Annotated in this window: 14 protein-coding genes; 8 read left to right on the top strand and 6 right to left on the bottom strand. The window is 56.2% G+C overall.

The window, feature by feature from the left end:
• Positions 1 to 65: 65 nt before the first annotated feature.
• The 3 genes from cysT to L6H98_RS19455 all read left to right on the top strand — a co-directional run bounded on the left by cysT (position 66) and on the right by L6H98_RS19455 (position 2,305).
• Positions 66 to 902 carry a sulfate ABC transporter permease subunit CysT gene (gene cysT / locus L6H98_RS19465; protein WP_236417566.1) on the top strand — a complete coding sequence of 279 codons (837 nt, stop codon included), beginning with the start codon at positions 66 to 68 and terminating at the stop codon, positions 900 to 902.
• Positions 903 to 960: 58 nt separating this feature from the next.
• Positions 961 to 1,836, top strand: a complete 876-nt coding sequence (gene cysW / locus L6H98_RS19460; protein WP_236417565.1) for a sulfate ABC transporter permease subunit CysW — start codon at positions 961 to 963, stop codon at positions 1,834 to 1,836.
• Positions 1,837 to 2,065: 229 nt separating this feature from the next.
• Positions 2,066 to 2,305 carry a YezD family protein gene (locus L6H98_RS19455; RefSeq protein WP_236417564.1) on the top strand — a complete coding sequence of 80 codons (240 nt, stop codon included), beginning with the start codon at positions 2,066 to 2,068 and terminating at the stop codon, positions 2,303 to 2,305.
• 105 nt (positions 2,306 to 2,410) lie between these two features.
• On the opposite strand, the gene L6H98_RS19450 is transcribed toward L6H98_RS19455, so the two are convergent.
• The gene (locus L6H98_RS19450; protein ID WP_236417563.1) at positions 2,411 to 3,283 is read right to left on the bottom strand and encodes a hypothetical protein; all 873 of its coding nucleotides are present in this window, start codon (positions 3,281 to 3,283) and stop codon (positions 2,411 to 2,413) included.
• Between the two features lie 138 nt (positions 3,284 to 3,421).
• Here L6H98_RS19450 and L6H98_RS19445 point away from each other — a divergent pair, with 138 nt between their 5' ends.
• From L6H98_RS19445 to L6H98_RS19435, 3 genes are all read left to right on the top strand, one after another.
• Positions 3,422 to 3,835, top strand: a complete 414-nt coding sequence (locus L6H98_RS19445) for a GNAT family N-acetyltransferase (RefSeq protein WP_236417562.1) — start codon at positions 3,422 to 3,424, stop codon at positions 3,833 to 3,835.
• A gap of 199 nt (positions 3,836 to 4,034) precedes the next feature.
• The gene (locus L6H98_RS19440; RefSeq protein ID WP_236417561.1) at positions 4,035 to 4,667 is read left to right on the top strand and encodes an NAD(P)H-binding protein; all 633 of its coding nucleotides are present in this window, start codon (positions 4,035 to 4,037) and stop codon (positions 4,665 to 4,667) included.
• A 218-nt stretch (positions 4,668 to 4,885) separates the two neighbouring features.
• A complete protein-coding gene (locus L6H98_RS19435; RefSeq protein WP_236417560.1) occupies positions 4,886 to 6,550 on the top strand; it encodes an NAD(P)H-hydrate dehydratase in 1,665 nt (554 codons plus the stop codon).
• Positions 6,551 to 6,871: 321 nt separating this feature from the next.
• Here the strand turns inward: L6H98_RS19435 and L6H98_RS19430 are convergent, their stop codons facing one another.
• The 4 genes from L6H98_RS19430 to L6H98_RS19415 all read right to left on the bottom strand — a co-directional run bounded on the left by L6H98_RS19430 (position 6,872) and on the right by L6H98_RS19415 (position 12,491).
• Positions 6,872 to 8,524 (bottom strand): methyl-accepting chemotaxis protein, encoded by a 1,653-nt coding sequence (locus L6H98_RS19430; RefSeq protein ID WP_236417559.1) that lies wholly within the window; start codon positions 8,522 to 8,524, stop codon positions 6,872 to 6,874.
• 65 nt (positions 8,525 to 8,589) lie between these two features.
• On the bottom strand, positions 8,590 to 9,606 hold the full coding sequence (locus L6H98_RS19425) for a BMP family ABC transporter substrate-binding protein (protein ID WP_236417558.1): 1,017 nt from the start codon (positions 9,604 to 9,606) through the stop codon (positions 8,590 to 8,592).
• A 256-nt stretch (positions 9,607 to 9,862) separates the two neighbouring features.
• Positions 9,863 to 11,473, bottom strand: coding sequence for a gamma-glutamyltransferase family protein (locus tag L6H98_RS19420; RefSeq protein WP_236417557.1), 1,611 nt, complete (start codon positions 11,471 to 11,473; stop codon positions 9,863 to 9,865).
• A gap of 118 nt (positions 11,474 to 11,591) precedes the next feature.
• On the bottom strand, positions 11,592 to 12,491 hold the full coding sequence (locus tag L6H98_RS19415; protein WP_236417556.1) for a glucose 1-dehydrogenase: 900 nt from the start codon (positions 12,489 to 12,491) through the stop codon (positions 11,592 to 11,594).
• A gap of 149 nt (positions 12,492 to 12,640) precedes the next feature.
• Between L6H98_RS19415 and fosB the strand changes: the two genes are divergently transcribed.
• Together fosB and L6H98_RS19405 are read left to right on the top strand one after the other, a co-directional pair.
• Positions 12,641 to 13,066 carry a metallothiol transferase FosB gene (gene fosB, locus L6H98_RS19410; protein WP_236417555.1) on the top strand — a complete coding sequence of 142 codons (426 nt, stop codon included), beginning with the start codon at positions 12,641 to 12,643 and terminating at the stop codon, positions 13,064 to 13,066.
• A gap of 197 nt (positions 13,067 to 13,263) precedes the next feature.
• Entirely contained in the window at positions 13,264 to 15,078 is a 1,815-nt protein-coding gene (locus L6H98_RS19405; RefSeq protein WP_236417554.1) for a S9 family peptidase, read from the top strand.
• 188 nt (positions 15,079 to 15,266) lie between these two features.
• Here the strand turns inward: L6H98_RS19405 and L6H98_RS19400 are convergent, their stop codons facing one another.
• Entirely contained in the window at positions 15,267 to 16,241 is a 975-nt protein-coding gene (locus L6H98_RS19400; RefSeq protein WP_236417553.1) for an SMI1/KNR4 family protein, read from the bottom strand.
• Positions 16,242 to 16,432: the final 191 nt, after the last annotated feature.

The following is a 16,432-nucleotide window of genomic DNA, read 5'->3' as shown; positions in this document are numbered from 1 at the left end:
CGTCTGTCCTAAAGTGTACGCAGCCAACCGGTCCTACCGACCGAAGGCAGAGAGGATGATGGTTCATGAGCAAGGTAATGGCAGCCCGGCGACGCACGTTGCCGGGGTTTGGGCTGACGATGGGGTATAGCGTGTTCTATCTGAGCCTGGTTGTTCTCATTCCGCTGGCGGCCTTGCTGTTCAATTCGACCGGATTGACCTGGTCAACGCTTGTGGAGAATGCAACCAATCCCCGGGTGCTCGCTTCGTTCAAAGTCAGCTTTCTGACGGCCGGCGCGGCAGCCTTGATCGATCTGCTCCTGGGGTTGCTGCTGGCCTGGGTGTTGGTTCGTTACGAGTTTCCCGGCAAGCGGCTGTTCGATGCCGTGATTGATCTGCCGTTCGCCCTGCCGACGGCAGTGGCCGGCGTTGCGCTTACGGCGCTGTATGCGGGAAATGGCTGGATAGGCCAGTTCTTCGAGCCGCTCGGCATCAAACTGGCCTATTCCCAGGCCGGTATTACGCTGGCCTTGATGTTTATCGGCATCCCGTTCGTGGTGCGCACGGTCCAGCCGGTGCTGGAGGAACTGGAGGCCGAGGTGGAGGAAGCCGCAGCGACGCTCGGTGCGGGACGCTGGCGCATATTTCGGGCCATCTTGCTGCCGGACCTTGTGCCACCGCTGCTGACCGGCTTTGCGTTAGCGTTTGCCCGGGGAATCGGGGAATACGGGTCGGTCGTATTCATTTCGGGCAACATGCCGATGAAGACGGAAATTGCGCCGCTCTTGATCATGGCAAAGCTGGAACAGTTCGACTATGCGGGAGCGACGGCGGTTGCGCTGTTATTGTTGCTCGTTTCCTTCGTCCTGCTGCTCGTCATCAATTCGCTGCAGCGCTGGAGCCGCAAGGCGGGCAGGGCTTAGCTCCTGTCGTTCAAGGATGGAAACGATCAAAAATACCGTTGGAAGGGGGCGAAGGCATATGGCTGGTTCCGTACCATTAACTCCGCTGCGGCCGGCGGGAAAGCAATCCGGGACGAACAGGGCGACGTCCGAAGCGCCCTGGGTGAAATGGCTGCTCATCGGACTGGCAACGCTTGTGCTGCTGTGGCTGCTAGTGCTGCCGCTCGTCATCGTGCTGATGGAGGCTTTGAAGCAAGGCTGGGGGGTCTACATTGCCGCGCTTACGGAGCCGGATGCCTTGTCCGCCTTGAAGCTTACCCTGCTCGTGGCGGCCATTACGGTGCCGCTTAACACGATTTTCGGGGTAGCGGCGGCATGGGTGATCACCAAATTTCAATTTCGGGGAAAAGGGCTGCTGATCACCTTGATCGACCTGCCGTTTTCGATATCTCCCGTTGTGGGCGGTTTGATCTTTGTGCTCGTCTTCGGCTCGAACGGCTGGTTCGGCCCGTGGCTGGAGCAGCATGACATCAAAATCATATTCGCCCTGCCCGGCATCGTGATCGCTACGCTGTTCATCACGTTTCCGTTTGTGGCGAGAGAGCTGATTCCCTTAATGGAAGATCAGGGCACGCGGGAGGAAGAGGCTGCAGTTACGCTGGGTGCATCCGGCTGGCGCATTTTTTGGAGCGTGACCTTGCCAAACATCAAGTGGGGTTTGCTGTACGGCATCATACTGTGCAATGCTAGGGCGATGGGCGAATTTGGCGCGGTATCGGTCGTGTCGGGACATATTCGCGGTCAGACGAACACGCTGCCGCTGCATGTCGAGATTCTGTACAACGAGTATCAGTTCTCGGCTTCGTTCGCGGTTGCTTCTTTGCTGCTGATATTGGCGCTGGCCACGCTGCTGCTCAAAAGCTGGTTAGGGCACAAGGCTGCACATGCCAAGTAATCCGGATATGCCATAACGCTTTTAAACCGGATTTGATGCGGATAATCAAGCAGTGGATAATTTCATTCTGACTTTAAGTCCAAAACCAATTGACAGTAAAATACAGCCCTGATAATGTATAATCCAAGTATATAGGTTGGATAAGAATGAATTATAGACGGGTACATGGAAGCGAAGCATTCGATGCAAGAAATATGGCGGGCACGGCCCGGGAAGAGGAGGCGGCTCTATGGCTAAGCCGTTAAAAGTGGATGAGGTATGGCTGGACCGCATTGCCGGACAATTGAACGACATGGAGTTTGGCTCGCTGCATATCGTTGTGCATGAAGGCCAGATCGTGCAGATGGAACGGACGGAACGCAAGCGTTTTGAAAATGTGTCTTCAGGCAGCGCCTCCAAATCCGGGAGCACTGCGAGAAGCAGCTCTGCCCGTGCTCTTCGGAGCCCCAAGGCAGGCACGAAGGGATAATAATTCAGGATCGAAACGCAAAAGGAGAAGCACGTTAAGACGGCTTCTCCTTTTGCGTTTGTTGTTTTGAGAAAGTGCCATTTTAGGATAAAGTCCGCCGTATCGTCAGCTCTGGCCGTCTGCTCCGTCCGCTCCATCCGTGTGGGCAGCTTGAGCCGTTTCCATCCCGTCATGCCCGGCATAGGGGCGATTGCTGCGGGAACTGGTCCTGGTAAGGCCGAAGCCGGAAACGATGAGGATGAGCTGAAGGCCAAGGGCATAAGGCGCAGCTGCGGAACCGATCAAATGCAGCAGGGCAGCCAGCACGATCGAAAGCGACAACAGCTTGCTCAGAGGAGCAGGCGTGCTCCCGCGCGGTCCGGACCAGAGCAGGTATCCATACAATATCGTGATCAACAGCGAAACGAATTGCATCCATGGCAAGGCATTGTCCCAAGCTGCCCAAAAGGGGCGGTGCAACCCTGACTGCCGGAAGACGAAATCCGCGCACAGCGCTGCCGTGGCAGCAAAGGCGATTGGTTCTGCGGCAGGACGAAACACGTTCCAGACACCCTGTCCCCAACCTGCCGGGAGTTCATTGCGTCCGAGTTCGTCGGACAAGGCCCCGGTTTCCCTCTCCAGCGCTTTGTGCACGAGAGACAGGTGTGCAGGTTCGGGATGTCGGGTACAGTCCCGAATCTGCTCCTGCAATGGCATGGACAAGCAGGCTGCCGCTTTGCATGACAGCATCGCTTGCAAAAGATCGGGAGAAGAGTGCTCGTCGAACATGTACCCATGGGTTTCTTTTGCCGCAAGTTGTCCCAACAAGGGTGTGCTTATGTATAATGTATCTCGTATACTCCGCATTCGCCGTTCGCGGTTGCGTCTGACTTCGGTTGCCGACCATAAATAGATGCCTGTTAGCAGCGCGGTCATTGCAAGCAGCAGCCCCCAAAATCCGGGATAGCTGAGCATGTTATGCAGCCAAAATGAAAACAAGGGTAACCCTCCTTTACTTAGGAATCGTTGCAAGTAAACGCACGTATCGTGAAACACGGTTCACGCAAGCTTTTCTCTCACTATTACACAGGAATTGCCTGAATTCAAGCATGAAGCGAAACGAAAGGGGATTGGATTATGGACGCCATTCATATTGTACATACGCCTCCGAAGGCAGAAGAGTATCTTGCGTTACGCAAACGGGCAGGCCTTAGCACCATGAGCAGGGAAGGAGCCGAAGCAGGTTTGCCAAACTCGCTGTTTGCCGTATGCTTGCGCCGTGGCGAGGAGCTTGTCGGCATGGGCCGGGTGATCGGCGATGGAGGGTGCTTTTTTCAGGTGGTAGACATCGCGGTACATCCGGATTCGCAGGGGCAAGGATACGGCAAACGGATCATGAGCGAGATTATGGACTATTTGCGGCGTCATGTTCCGCCTCGCGGCCTTGTCAGTCTGCTGGCCGATGTTCCGGCCGATCGGCTGTATGCCCAGTTTGGCTTCACGTATACCAGTCCGAAATCCGAAGGTATGTGGTGGAGACAAGAAGAGTAGTCGGGGGAACGAAGTCCTTTGATCTGGAAAAACGATCTTGGATCGAAAACAAACTGCATTTTTTTAGGCGTTGCGATTGACTTCATCGGATCATGAGGTTTAAGATGGCGTGTGCCGTTTAAGATTTATAACAACAGGAGTAAATTGGGACAATAATGATGCATTGAGCTTAGGACTTTGATGAAATGAGGGATTATATATGAAAGTTGCGCTGTTTGGAGCTACGGGAACGATTGGGAAAACGATATTATGGGAGTTGATGGACCGCGGGCATGAAGTGACGGCCATCGTGCGCGACCCATCCAAAGTGGAAATGGTGCATGAACGTTTGCGCGTGGAGCAGGGCGATCTGCTTAATCCGGATCAGATTGCCGATTATACGGCAGGCCAGGATGCTGTTGTGAGCGCCTACGGGCCTAAGTTTGGCGAAGAGGAAGAACTGCTCGAAGTCACGCGTTCGCTGCTGGAAGGCGTTCGCCGGGGCAAAGCGGGCCGTTTGGTCATCGTTGGCGGCGCAGGAAGCCTGCTGACGGATTCCGGTGAAATGCTGATGGACACGCCCGGATTTCCGGAGGAAGTCAGAACGCTTGCCAAAGCTCATCTGGACGCCTACGGATTAATCGAAGAGTCGGACATTGCCTGGACTTATCTGAGTCCTGCGGCAACGATTACTTCGGGCAGACGTACGGGTCAATTCAGGATTGGCCTGAATCGCATGATTACGGATGATCTGGGCGAGAGTACGATTTCCGTTGGAGATTTTGCGGCAGCGCTGGTGGATGAACTGGACGATCCGAATTTTATCCAGACGCGGTTTACGGTTGCTTATTAATGAGGGAACGGCTTAAGACCGGGTTTTCGGGGTCGCACCGGGACGTTTGAATTCGCGAACGGCATCGGTGCGTGCGTAATCTCCAGTGGGCAGAAACCTGCTGCAAATCTGATAGCATATCGCTGTATCGATCGGTGCTTCGCGTAAAGGATGATGGAACCTGGGATATGCCGGTTCGCATGAAGTCTGGATGTTAATCTTCCGGGAGGGGAATTGCGTTGTATATCGTAACGGCTGAACAGATGAGGGCGGTGGACGAACATACCATCCGCGAGCTCGGCATTCCGGCCCTCAGTCTTATGGAGAATGCGGGACGTGCCATTGCCGAGGAAGTAATCCGGCTATGCCGGCAGCAGGAGGCGGGCGTAGGCGAATGCCCGGAGGCGCCGCGTGGGGCGGATCGCCAGGCAGGCCGCGTGCATGGCGGTCCGCCGGGGCTTCCCGGCTTCATCGCCGCCGACCCGGCGCTCGTGATGAAGCGACCCCGCGATCAGCATTGGTACATGCTGATCGGCAAGGGCAACAATGGCGGCGACGGGCTTGTGGCGGCGCGCCATTTGGTGGAGGCGGGGCTCGGCGTCACGCTGGTGTACGCCGATGCCCCGGAGGCACTGCGGGGCGAAGCCGCAGTGCAGCGGGATGCCGCCGCGAAGCTCGGCATCCCTGCTTTGGTCCACGGGCGCGAAGCCGTGGACTTCAGCCGGTGCACGGGCATCGTGGATGCGCTGCTCGGCACCGGCTCGCGGGGAGCGCCGCGAGACTCTTACGCGGCGCTGATCGAGGCAGCGAATGGCAGCGGCAAGCCCGTTGTGGCGGCAGATATTCCGAGCGGGCTGGATGCGGACACGGGTGAGGTGCACACGCCATGCATTCAAGCCAAGGTCACCGTGTGCCTTGCGCTCTTGAAGCGCGGACTGGTGCAATATCCGGGGGCTTCTGCCGCCGGGCGCATCGTGGTGCGTTCCATCGGTATTCCCGCGCGGCTGGCCCCGGAACACGGAGCCTCTGTACGCTTGTTGACGGAAGAGGTGCTGCGCGATGATCTCGGCGTAGATACCGGCCGTGTGCGCGTTCCTGACGGGCACAAGGGCACCTATGGCCACGTGCTGCTGGCTGCAGGCAGCCTGCCGATGAGCGGCGCAGGCCTGCTCGCGGCAAAGGCCGCGCTGCGCGCCGGCTGCGGGCTCGCCACGTGGGCGCTGCCCGCGGCACTGCTGCCGCACGTCGTCGGCAGCGTGCCCGAGGTCATGCTCGCCGCCGCAGCCGAGGGCCCCGGCGGCGAATGGAACGCGGCTTCCGCGGACGCCGTGCTGCGTCTCGCGGAGAGCCGCGACGTGCTCGCGACCGGCCCCGGCCTCGGTCGCTTCGCGGGGGATACAGGCTGGCTGCGCAGCCTGTGGCAGGGCACGGATCGTCCGCTCGTCATCGACGCGGACGGCCTCAACATGCTGGCCGACGCCGGCCCGGACGGGCCCCGCGTCTGGGGCAAGCGCCGTGCGGCGGTCGTGCTGACGCCGCACCCGGGCGAGATGGCGCGGCTGCTGCGCCTGCCGACCGCCGAGGTGCAGCGTGACCGCATCGGATACGCTGCGAGGTACGCCCGCGAGCAGGGCGTGACCCTGGTGCTCAAGGGAGCACGCACGGTCATTGCCATGCCTACCGGCGAGGCGTACGTCAACACCACCGGACATGCCGGCATGGCAACCGCCGGCGCCGGAGACGTCCTGACCGGCATCATCGCCGGTCTGCTGGCCCAAGGGCTCAGCGCGGAGCAAGCCGCTGCCTGGGGCGTGTATTTGCACGGCCTTGCCGGGGAACGCGCCGCGCAGCACCGGGGCGATCCGTCTGCCGTGCTCGCAGGCGACATCGTGGAAGCCTTGTGATGCCTGTAAATCAGGCCGAACATGAGGACGGCCGGGCAGGGGCGTTGGATCGCTCCATGCGTTTCGCGGGATACAATCGAAAGAGAAGAGGAAACTTCTATAACCGGATGATAACGGGTTTCAAGCCCGTTGCCTCTGAATACACATCAAAGAGACGCTTCCATCACCACACCTGTCGTGGTGGCGAAAGCGTCTCTTCTTATTGGTTCCGGACCGACTCCTTCGTTGTGATCCTGATCGTTAGGTAACCGTCCTTTCGGTACGCCTGCTCCCCGTGCCGAAGATTTCCCAAACCCGGTCGTTCCGGCACCGATTTCCCGGTTACATTTTGAACCTTGCCAGTTCCCGGTGCATCTCCGCGCTGATGTCGCGGAGCGTTTTGACCTTGTCTGCCGCCTCTTCGAACGAGCGCTGCTGCTCGGCAGCGGAGGCGGTAATTTCTTCGCTGCTGGCTGCGGATTGCTGCGTGATGGCGCTGATGTTTTCGATGGCCTGGTGCACGCGGGAACTCCATTCATGGGATTGCTGCATCTCCGCGGCCAACTGCTTGATCTGGGCGCTGATCCGCTCCGCGCTGCCTTCGATTGTTGAGAAGGATTGGCCGGTTTGTCTGGCAGCTTGTTCCTGCTGCGCAACAAGGCCGATGCTGTTCAAGACGGATCGTTTCACGTTGTCCATGGCGGTTGAAATCTCTGTCACGGCCGCATAAATATGCTGCACGGACTGTTCCGATTGCTCCGCCAATTTCTTGACTTCGCTCGCCACCACGGCGAATCCTCGGCCGGCTTCGCCCGCCCGCGCCGCCTCAATGGAAGCGTTCAGCGACAACAGCGTGGTCTGGGAAGCGATGTCGGACACGTAGCCTGTCATCGTTTCGATCCGTGCGGCGCTGTCCTCCAGCTCCCGGAAGGTCTGCTCGACTTCCGCCATCGCTTGTTGGTTGACCTCGCTGAGTTTGAGCTGTTCCTGCATGAATGCTCGGCCGTCCGAAACCGTGCTTAACACTTCATTCCCGTATTCCGCCGATTGCGAGGTGGATTGCAGGCTGTTGTCGAACGTGTGCTGCATCTGTTCAACGATCATGACGGTTTCGGCCAGATCCTCGGCGATTTTCTGGCTGCCGATGGACAGTTCCTCCGTCGTACGGGTCACCTGCTGCACGATGGCCAGCATCGTGTCATTGCCGCGGTCAATGTCCTGCGCCATCGCATCCACCCGATTGCCTGCGGCGCCGATCGACTCGACCATGCTCCGAATGCTGTCGATCATGACCCGGAAGGAGGCGCTAAGCTCATCCAGCTCATCTTTTCCGCGGGTCGCCGCCAATTGGACGCTCAGATCGCCTTGGGCGATCCGTCCGGCAGCATCTTTAAGCACACGCATGCGTCCTGCCAATCGGCGGGAGGTGAAGAAGTTGAACAGGGTGACGGTGATGATCAGGAAAATTCCCCCTGCCAGCGCGATTTTCCATGTATCATCGATATCCTTGTCCAGTTGGGCAGTAAACTGCTCATAACGCTCGCGCGTGAGCTCATCCAGCATATAAATGTCATTCTGGATGCCTTTCACCCTTGAGCTGTAACGTTTGGCTTCCGTGCTGTCCTGGGCATTCATGGCTTGAGTTGCGCCCTCGCCCAGCGCGGTCAGCTTCTCCTGAATGGTTCCGATCAGGCGCATCTGCTCCTCCGTTTGCAGCAGCTCTGCCGCGAGCTGGTCCGCCAGCTGTTTTCCTTCGTCCAGCAAACGCAGCACAGCGTCCTGATTGGCTGCCGACATGGAGGTGGAGTAAACGTCCAGCGCCTGCGCCGTCTGCAGCTGGTTGGCATCCAGCTCGGAAACTTTAAGCATGGCAGGCACCAGATTTTGATTGCCGGCATTCATGCCGAGCAGTTGGAATATGATGTAGGCCACCAATACGAGGGATGCCAGCATTGAAAATAACGCATAACCGATCAGCTTGCCTTGAAGCTTCATAACATATGCCCCCATTGTTGAGTATTCACGTGCTTTGTCCTTATTGGTTACGACTGCTGCCTTGTTCAAGGGCTAAGCGTAATTTTGGTCTCGCCTGAAGCAATCTTTGCTTTCTGGTCTTCAAATTGTTTCTGCTGCTCGTCGCTCAAGGTAATATTGTGAAGCGCCGTGATGCCGATGCCGTTTTCAGCCAAGCCGTATACCATGACCTTTTGCGGGAAAGTGTTGTTGTTCTCTTTATATGTAGCGATGGCATTGCGGATGGAGACGTCCACGTTTTTGAGCATGGAGGTCAAAATCGCTTTTTCAGCCAAAAAGAATTGATCCGTATCTACGCCGATGGCATGTTTTCCCGCCTGCTGAATTTCGGTAAGAGCGCCCACGCCGGTCAAGCCTGCGGCAACGTAGATCACATCTGTGCCTTGGTCCTGCATCATTTGGGAAGCGATCTGTGCTCCCAGCTCGGGTTTGCCAAAATCGCCGGCATACACAGCATGAACGCTGGCATCCGGGTTGACGGCATGTACGCCTTGTTCGAAGCCTTCCTGAAAATCATGCAGCACCGGGATGTCCATTCCGCCCAAAAAGCCAACGTGGTTATCCTTGGTGGCAAAGCCGGCAATCATGCCTGCCAGATAACTGCCTTCCTCCGCTTTGAACTTAATGGAATTGATGTTGGGGAGTTCGGACTCGCCGTCTATCATCAGGAAGGTTTGATCGGGATATTTTTCCGCCACCTTTTCCAAATCGGCTTTGACCGTATCGGTCAAGGCGATGATCAGGTCCATTTTTTCTTGTGCAAATTGCTCGAAAGCCTGCTCTGGCGTCAGGCCGTTGGCAGGTTCCTTATAGTCAAAAATGATGTTGCCTTCATTCCGTTCCTGAATCAGTCCGTCAAAGGCAGAGTCGTTAAATGAGCGATCGCCAAGCCCGACTTCGGTCAGGACAACGCCAACCTTAATCCGGTTTTCCTGCGTGCTTCCGTTCGTCGAGCCATCGGGTGCGGAGCATGCCGTCAAAAGCAGCATAACGGCAAATATGTTCAGTACCAACACAGGAGAAATCCATTTTTGTTTTTTCATGGCCGGGCCCTCGTTTCTTTTCAAAATGTCTTGGGTGATGAATGAGTATACTTCTAGAACTATATCGGTAAAGTCCGGAAGGATTTTCATTGTTTTATTGAAAAATTACGCAAATAGTTCAATTTTCATGGAAATAGTCATTGGATTTTACAGAGGGGCGGTATTTCAAATGTTGAATTTGGTCAAAAATAAAAAAGATCCCGAACCGTTTTCTCAAACGGGGGATCTTTTGATTTACAAGACGAGTACCGGAGCGTCACCAGGCCGCAATGGTACCATCGGTTCGGCTCTCGGTGCCGCCGCATAAAACGCCGTTGTCCGGATTGCGCCAGATGATCTGGCCGCGTCCGAAGGTGGAGGAATCGAGCGCGACCTGAATGTCATGGCCCTTTCGGGCAAGCGCCTGGGCAATATGCTGCGGGAAGCCGGGCTCCACCATGACCGTCCTGCCCTTGGTCCATTGCCAGCGCGGCGAGTCCAGCGCAGCTTGCGGATTCAGGTGAAAGTCCAGCGTATTCATAATGACCTGCACATGGCCCTGGGGCTGCATGAAACCGCCCATGACCCCGAACGGGCCGACAGCCTTGCTGCCGCGGGTGAGAAAACCGGGAATGATGGTGTGGTAAGTGCGTTTGCCGGGTTCCAGCCGGTTGGCGTGAGAAGGATCTAGGGAAAAGTTGTGCCCCCGGTTTTGCAGCGCGATGCCTGTGCCCGGCACGACGATGCCGGAGCCGAAGCCCATGTAATTGCTTTGGATAAAGGAGACCATGCTGCCTTCGCCGTCCGCGACGGCCAGATATACGGTGCCGCTTGCCTGCGGGTCGCCGGCTTCAGGAAGGCGGGCCGTATCGCCGATCAGCTTCCGGCGCTCATCCGCATAGGTTTCGGATAACAGCTCCTGAATGGTTACTCCCATTTTTCCGTGATCGGTAATATATTTCTCTCCATCGGCAAAGGCAAGCTTCATCGCTTCCAACTGACGGTGGTACGTCAGCACCGATTCCTTCTCTTCGAACGCGAAGCCCTTCAGCAAGTTCAGCGCCGACAGCGCGATGAGTCCTTGCCCGTTCGGCGGAATCTCCCAAACGTCATACCCGCGGTACGAGACGGAGATGGGCTCGACCCACTCCGGTTTGAACGAAGCCAGGTCGTCTCTTGTCATATAGCCGCCATGCTCTGCCATGAATGCATGCATGCGTTCCGCCAGCCCGCCTTCGTAGAAATCGCGTGCATCGCTTTCGCCAATCTGTCGCAAGGTGGACGCATGATCCGGCGAACGCCAGATTTCACCGGAAGCAGGTGTACGCCCGCCCGGTGCGAAGGTTTCGAACCATGCGCTGCCTTTAAGCACCTCTCCTTGCGAAGCATAGATCCCGGCTGCCCTTGCCCAGTTGCGCGCCAGACCTGGTGGCAGGGGGTAACCCTCTTCCGCATAGCGTGCTGCAGGCTCGAGTGCTTCCGCCAGCGTCAGCCGCCCGAAACGCCGGCTGAGCTCGGCCCAGCCAGCAGGCGCGCCGGGAACGGTTACCGGGACGACGCCAAGTTTCGGCATTTCGGTGTAGCCGGCACTTGTGAGGGCTTCAATGGATAGGGTCCCGGGGGCCGGGCCGCTGGCATTCAGGCCGTACAGCTTGCCGCCCGTCCAGACCAGCGCAAAGGCATCGCCGCCGATGCCATTTGAAGCCGGCTCCAGCACGGTTAATGCGGCAGCCGTTGCCACAGCTGCATCCATGGCGTTGCCGCCCTGTTTCAGAACGTCCAGTCCGGCTTGTGCCGCCAAAGGCTGCGAAGTGGCGACCATGCCCTTATTGGCGTAAACGGGAACCCGATGTGACGCAAACGGCTGGTAAAGGGGATCAAAGTTCATCGAATGGTTCATCTCCTTGTCGCGAAATGTCAGCTTTCGGCCTGTCGAAGGCTTTGGTTCCTGAACCTTTTTCGCAGCCGGGGAACCGAACTCCTGCCTGAACTTCAAATCCGTTTGCTCAGGTAGTTACCATATCCCCGCCGTTGACGTGAATGCATTCGCCGGTGACATAGGAAGAGTCGCGAGATGCGAGATAGACATAAGCTGCCGCAAGCTCATAGGGTTGACCTGCCCTGCCCATCGGCGTTTCCGTGCCGAACACTTCGACATCCTCGGCGGAAAAGCTGGACGGAATGAGCGGTGTCCAGATCGGGCCGGGCGCGATGGCATTGACCCGGATGCCCTCGGCCGCGAGCGATCTCGCGAGCACGCGCGTCAGCGAGACGACGGCCCCTTTCGTGGAAGAGTAGTCAATAAGCCGGACGTCTCCCTTATAGGCCGTGATGGAAGCGGTATTGATGATGGAGGCTCCCCTTTTCATGTGGGGGTAAGCTGCCTGAATCAGGAAAAAGTAGGAAAATACATTGGTTTGAAACGTGTGATACAGCTGTTCCTCGGTAATATCGACGATACTTGGCTGCGTATACTGTACTCCATGATTATTCACGAGAACGTCGATGCTGCCGAATGCGTCCATCGTGGCACGGATGACCGCTTCACAGTTGACTTTCAGCCTCAGGTCGGTCTCGACCAGCAGGCAGCGCTGCCCCAATTCCTCGATGCGGTGTTTCGTCCATTCGGCATCCGTTCGTTCGTACAAATAAGCAATGACGATGTCGGCGCCTTCCTTGGCAAAGGCGATGGCCGCCGCCCTGCCGATGCCGCTGTCTCCTCCGGTGATGATCGCAACCTTGCCTTGCAGCTTGCAGCTTCCGATGTAAGCCGGATCTTCGCTGATGGGTTCGGGCACCATCAAGGTTTCGAGTCCGGGCTGAACGTTCTGATGTTGGGGCGGGAACGCCAGCTTTTGCTCTTTGCAGACCGTTCTTTCGCCGTGAAAAGGATAGACCGGGTTCATACGCGTTGCATCCTCCTCGCACTAAGGTTATATGCCTACACTATGCATTCGCCCATAGGATGGTGTGAGGACGAGAAAGAGGGGTTTGTTTTTTGACCAAAATATTCCATAATAAAGATAACCAAGACCATGGAGGTGTCAGGAGCCCAATGAACATTCAGGGAATCAATCATCTGTGCTTTTCCGTATCCGATTTGGAACGATCCATTGCTTTCTATGAGCAGGCCCTTGGAGCCAAGATCCTGGTAAAAGGCCGCAAGCTGGCCTATTTCGAACTTGCAGGCCTCTGGGTTGCCTTGAATCAGGAGGATGTGATCCGCAATTATACGGAACGAACCTATACACATATTGCATTTACGGTAAAAGAAGAAGAGTTCGAGGCATCGGTACAGGAACTGAAAGCCGCCGGCGCAAAGATTCTCCCTGGAAGAGAACGTGATCCGCGGGATGCGATGTCGGTGTACTTTACCGATCCGGACGGCCATCTGTTCGAATTGCATACCGGCACCATGGCCGAAAGGCTGGCCTATTATCGCGAAGAGAAGCCTCATATGACCTTTTATACGGAGTCATGAAGAATGCAGGCTGCCTATGCCATGCGGGGAATCGCAAATATACACGAATCTTCTATTTTGTTTAGCATGGCGGCGGAATGATTTTAGCGGATAGCTTACACAGGTATTGTGGTAACAGGTAACTTCCATATATTATGACTAATAGATTCCTAATTTACCACTGTTCAACTGGTGAGCCATTATGGAGGAGGTTGGTCATGCTTACTTTCCCGAAACCCGATGTGGAGCAATTTTTTCAGACGTACCGCATTTCGCATTTTGCCGTATCTTCCGACGAGAAGCGTTTGTTTTTCGACAGCAATCTGAATGGAAATCCGAATTTGTGGGCGATGGACCTGCCTGGCGGGTTTCCATACCCACTGACGTACCTGAACCAGAGCAGCCAGTTTATCAAAGCCGATCCGCAAGGACGTCATTTGCTCACCGCCTTCGACAAGGATGGGGACGAGAGTTATCACATTTATGCCTTGCAGCCGGAGGGCGGCGCTCCGTTACCTGTCGTACCCGCGGGGCCGGGGGACCGCTGTTATTATGTAGAGCTGTCCGAAGACGGGGAACGTCTCTATTACATCACAAGCGCCGGCAATCCGAATTTCCTGGATTCCAGGATCATGAACTTGCGGACGGGAGAAGGCGCGTTGCTGCACAAGGGTGAAGGAACGACCAGCATGCTGGCCGCTGTAAGCCCGGATGAGAACAGCCATGTGGTCATCAAAATATACTCCAATACGTACCAGACGGCCCATCTATACAGGAATGGGAAGGAACAAGCCGTTTTGCCTGCATCGGAACGCCAGAGCCAGGTTCCGTATGTTCTGTTTGCCGACAATGACCGTTTGCTGGTGATCACGAACGACAACGAATCGTATTCCTATGTTGCCGAATATCGGGGCGATACGGGAGAATTCCGCCAGTTATGCCGGGTGGAAGGCGAAGACGTGCAGAGCATTGCATGGCATAAGGCATCCAAGACGCTTTATTTCTGGACGCTCAAAGGAACCGAGAATCGGATGTATACGCTGGGCGAGGGGGAAGAACAACCGAAACAGGTGGATATGCCGCTGGACTTCGTGGAACAGTCGCTGGTTACGAAGGCAGGGAATGTATACGTCCTTGGACGCGGAGCCATCCAGCCGCATAACATTTATCGCCTGATGGCGGGGGAAGAGAAATGGCAGCAGCTTACGTCCAACCGGGTCACCGGACTGCATCCGGAAAATCTGGTGTATCCGGACGTCGTTCGTTATGAATCCTACGATGGATTGGAGATCGAAGCCTTGTTGTTCAAGGCCAAGCCGGAGAACGCCAACGGGCATACCGTGTTTTGGCCGCATGGCGGTCCCCAGGCGTCCGAGGCGAAGTTTTTTCGCCCGATGTTCCAATTCATGCTGGCCCAGGGCTATCATATTTTCGCGCCCAATTTCCGGGGCAGCACGGGATATGGCGCGGAGTTCGTGAAAATGGTCGAACGGGACTGGGGAGAAGGTCCGCGTCTGGATTGCGTGGCCGGGATGGAATGGTTGTTCAGCGAAGGAATATCCTCGCCAGACCGACTGTTCGTCGTGGGCGGCAGCTATGGCGGATACATGACTTTGCTGCTTGCAGGCCGCCATCCCGAGTATTTCCGGGCAGCCGTGGACATATTCGGGCCTTCCAACCTGTTCACGTTCATTGAATCCGTACCCGACGACTGGAAGCCGCTGATGGACAATTGGCTTGGCGATCCGGTTCGCGACCGCGAGCGATTGACCAAGGATTCCCCGATAACGTATCTCGATCAGATGAGAAACCCGATGCTGGTGATTCAGGGAGCCAACGACCCGAGAGTGGTCAAGGCCGAATCCGACCAGATCGTGGCTGCGCTGCAGGAGAAAGGCGTGATCGTGGAATATATCGTGCTGGATGACGAAGGACATGGTTTCTCCCGCAAAGAAAACGAAATTTTCGTATATCGGCGCATGCTGGAGTTCCTGCAGAGACATCAGGAGGCGGCGGTACCGCTTCAAAGCTAGGGACGAGGCAGAGAAAATGTCCTCATACCAATAAACGGCACCGGCTGGTCTGACAGATTCGTCAGCACCTTGCCGATGCTGTTTGCCGTTTCTATGGCCGAGGTTCAACAGGTCATTTCGCTAAGGGGGGATGATGGGATCCTTCAATCCATGCTCCGAAACAGAAGATTTTTACTGCACTAATGGCCTTAATCCTCGATATCTTCGCCTTCGTCTCCCTCATCAAACACGCTGTCATCCACCAAGCCGCGAATGAAGGCTTCGAAATTCGGCGCAAGGTAGGTGATCTCGTAATCGTCTTCCTGGTCGACGTGTACGACCGAAGGCTCGCCTTCCGGCCCGCAGAGACGGTAATCCAGCATGACGACGTCATGGCCCGCGGACGGGCAATCGCAAATGACGATGCCAAGATCGGGATATCCCCATTCTTCGATCATGAAACGGCTGCCCAGGCCACCTCCAAAGGAATGGGACCTGTCTCGGCGGATGCCGTGAATGTCCGTTATGGCAATATGGTCTTCGGCCCAGGATGTCGCTTCTTGGGTTGGAAAAGAGGTGCGCGACGGCGTGCCGCCGTTTTGCGATTTCATGAGGGCGATGTAGGCCGCGGGAATTGTATATCCGAGTTCTTGCTCAATGGACCGAACCACGGCTTCGTCCACCGGTTCAGAAATTTCATTTGCTCGTGCATACTCGTTTCCTCTCCAGAATGAAGCAAGGTCGAACCCTTCGAACGGCAAGGCGTTCCCATGTTTCTGTTTCCAGATGGCCGCATCCAATTTGCAACGCTGCTGATCCCGGATCATTTTCTCTGCTTTGGGACGAATATATTCGATGTAATCGAGCGTATCTTCGTCGCCCGGCTGCAGCCTGTTCGCTTCACGTAAAGCATGCAGTGCCTGGTCATACAGCCCCAGATGATGATAGGCGAAGCCCAGCCGGAAATGCCAAAGCGGATCCTGCTTACCTTCGTCGGCAACGGATAACAGCTGTTGGATCGCTTCCCGGTAGCGCTCGTCATTGTTATATGCCCGGGCAAGCTGGCTGATCAGCCCATAGCCGCGCTCTTGTACCGGGACTTGCTGAATTCGTTCGATAATCCGGCTGTATTCGTCATTGTCGTGCCAGTCGTGAAGCTGTGCAAGAAGCTCTTCATGATCCATGATGAGGCCCCATTTCGTTGAAAGATGTGAATCCCTTCCATTATACCGCAGCTTGTTCGCCGTACTCAAAATGAAGGAAGGGAAGCGCTGCCGAACCTATAACGGTATGCGTTCACTACAACGATCCAATGAAAATGGGATCGACAAAAAAACGGATGAAATCCTATTCCGGGATTTCATCCGTTTTCTAT

This window comes from Paenibacillus sp. JJ-223, from assembly GCF_927798175.1.
GTDB lineage: Bacteria > Bacillota > Bacilli > Paenibacillales > Paenibacillaceae > Paenibacillus > Paenibacillus hubeiensis.
Note: the sequence above shows the minus strand (reverse complement) of the source record. Positions and strands in the feature narration are given on the sequence as shown.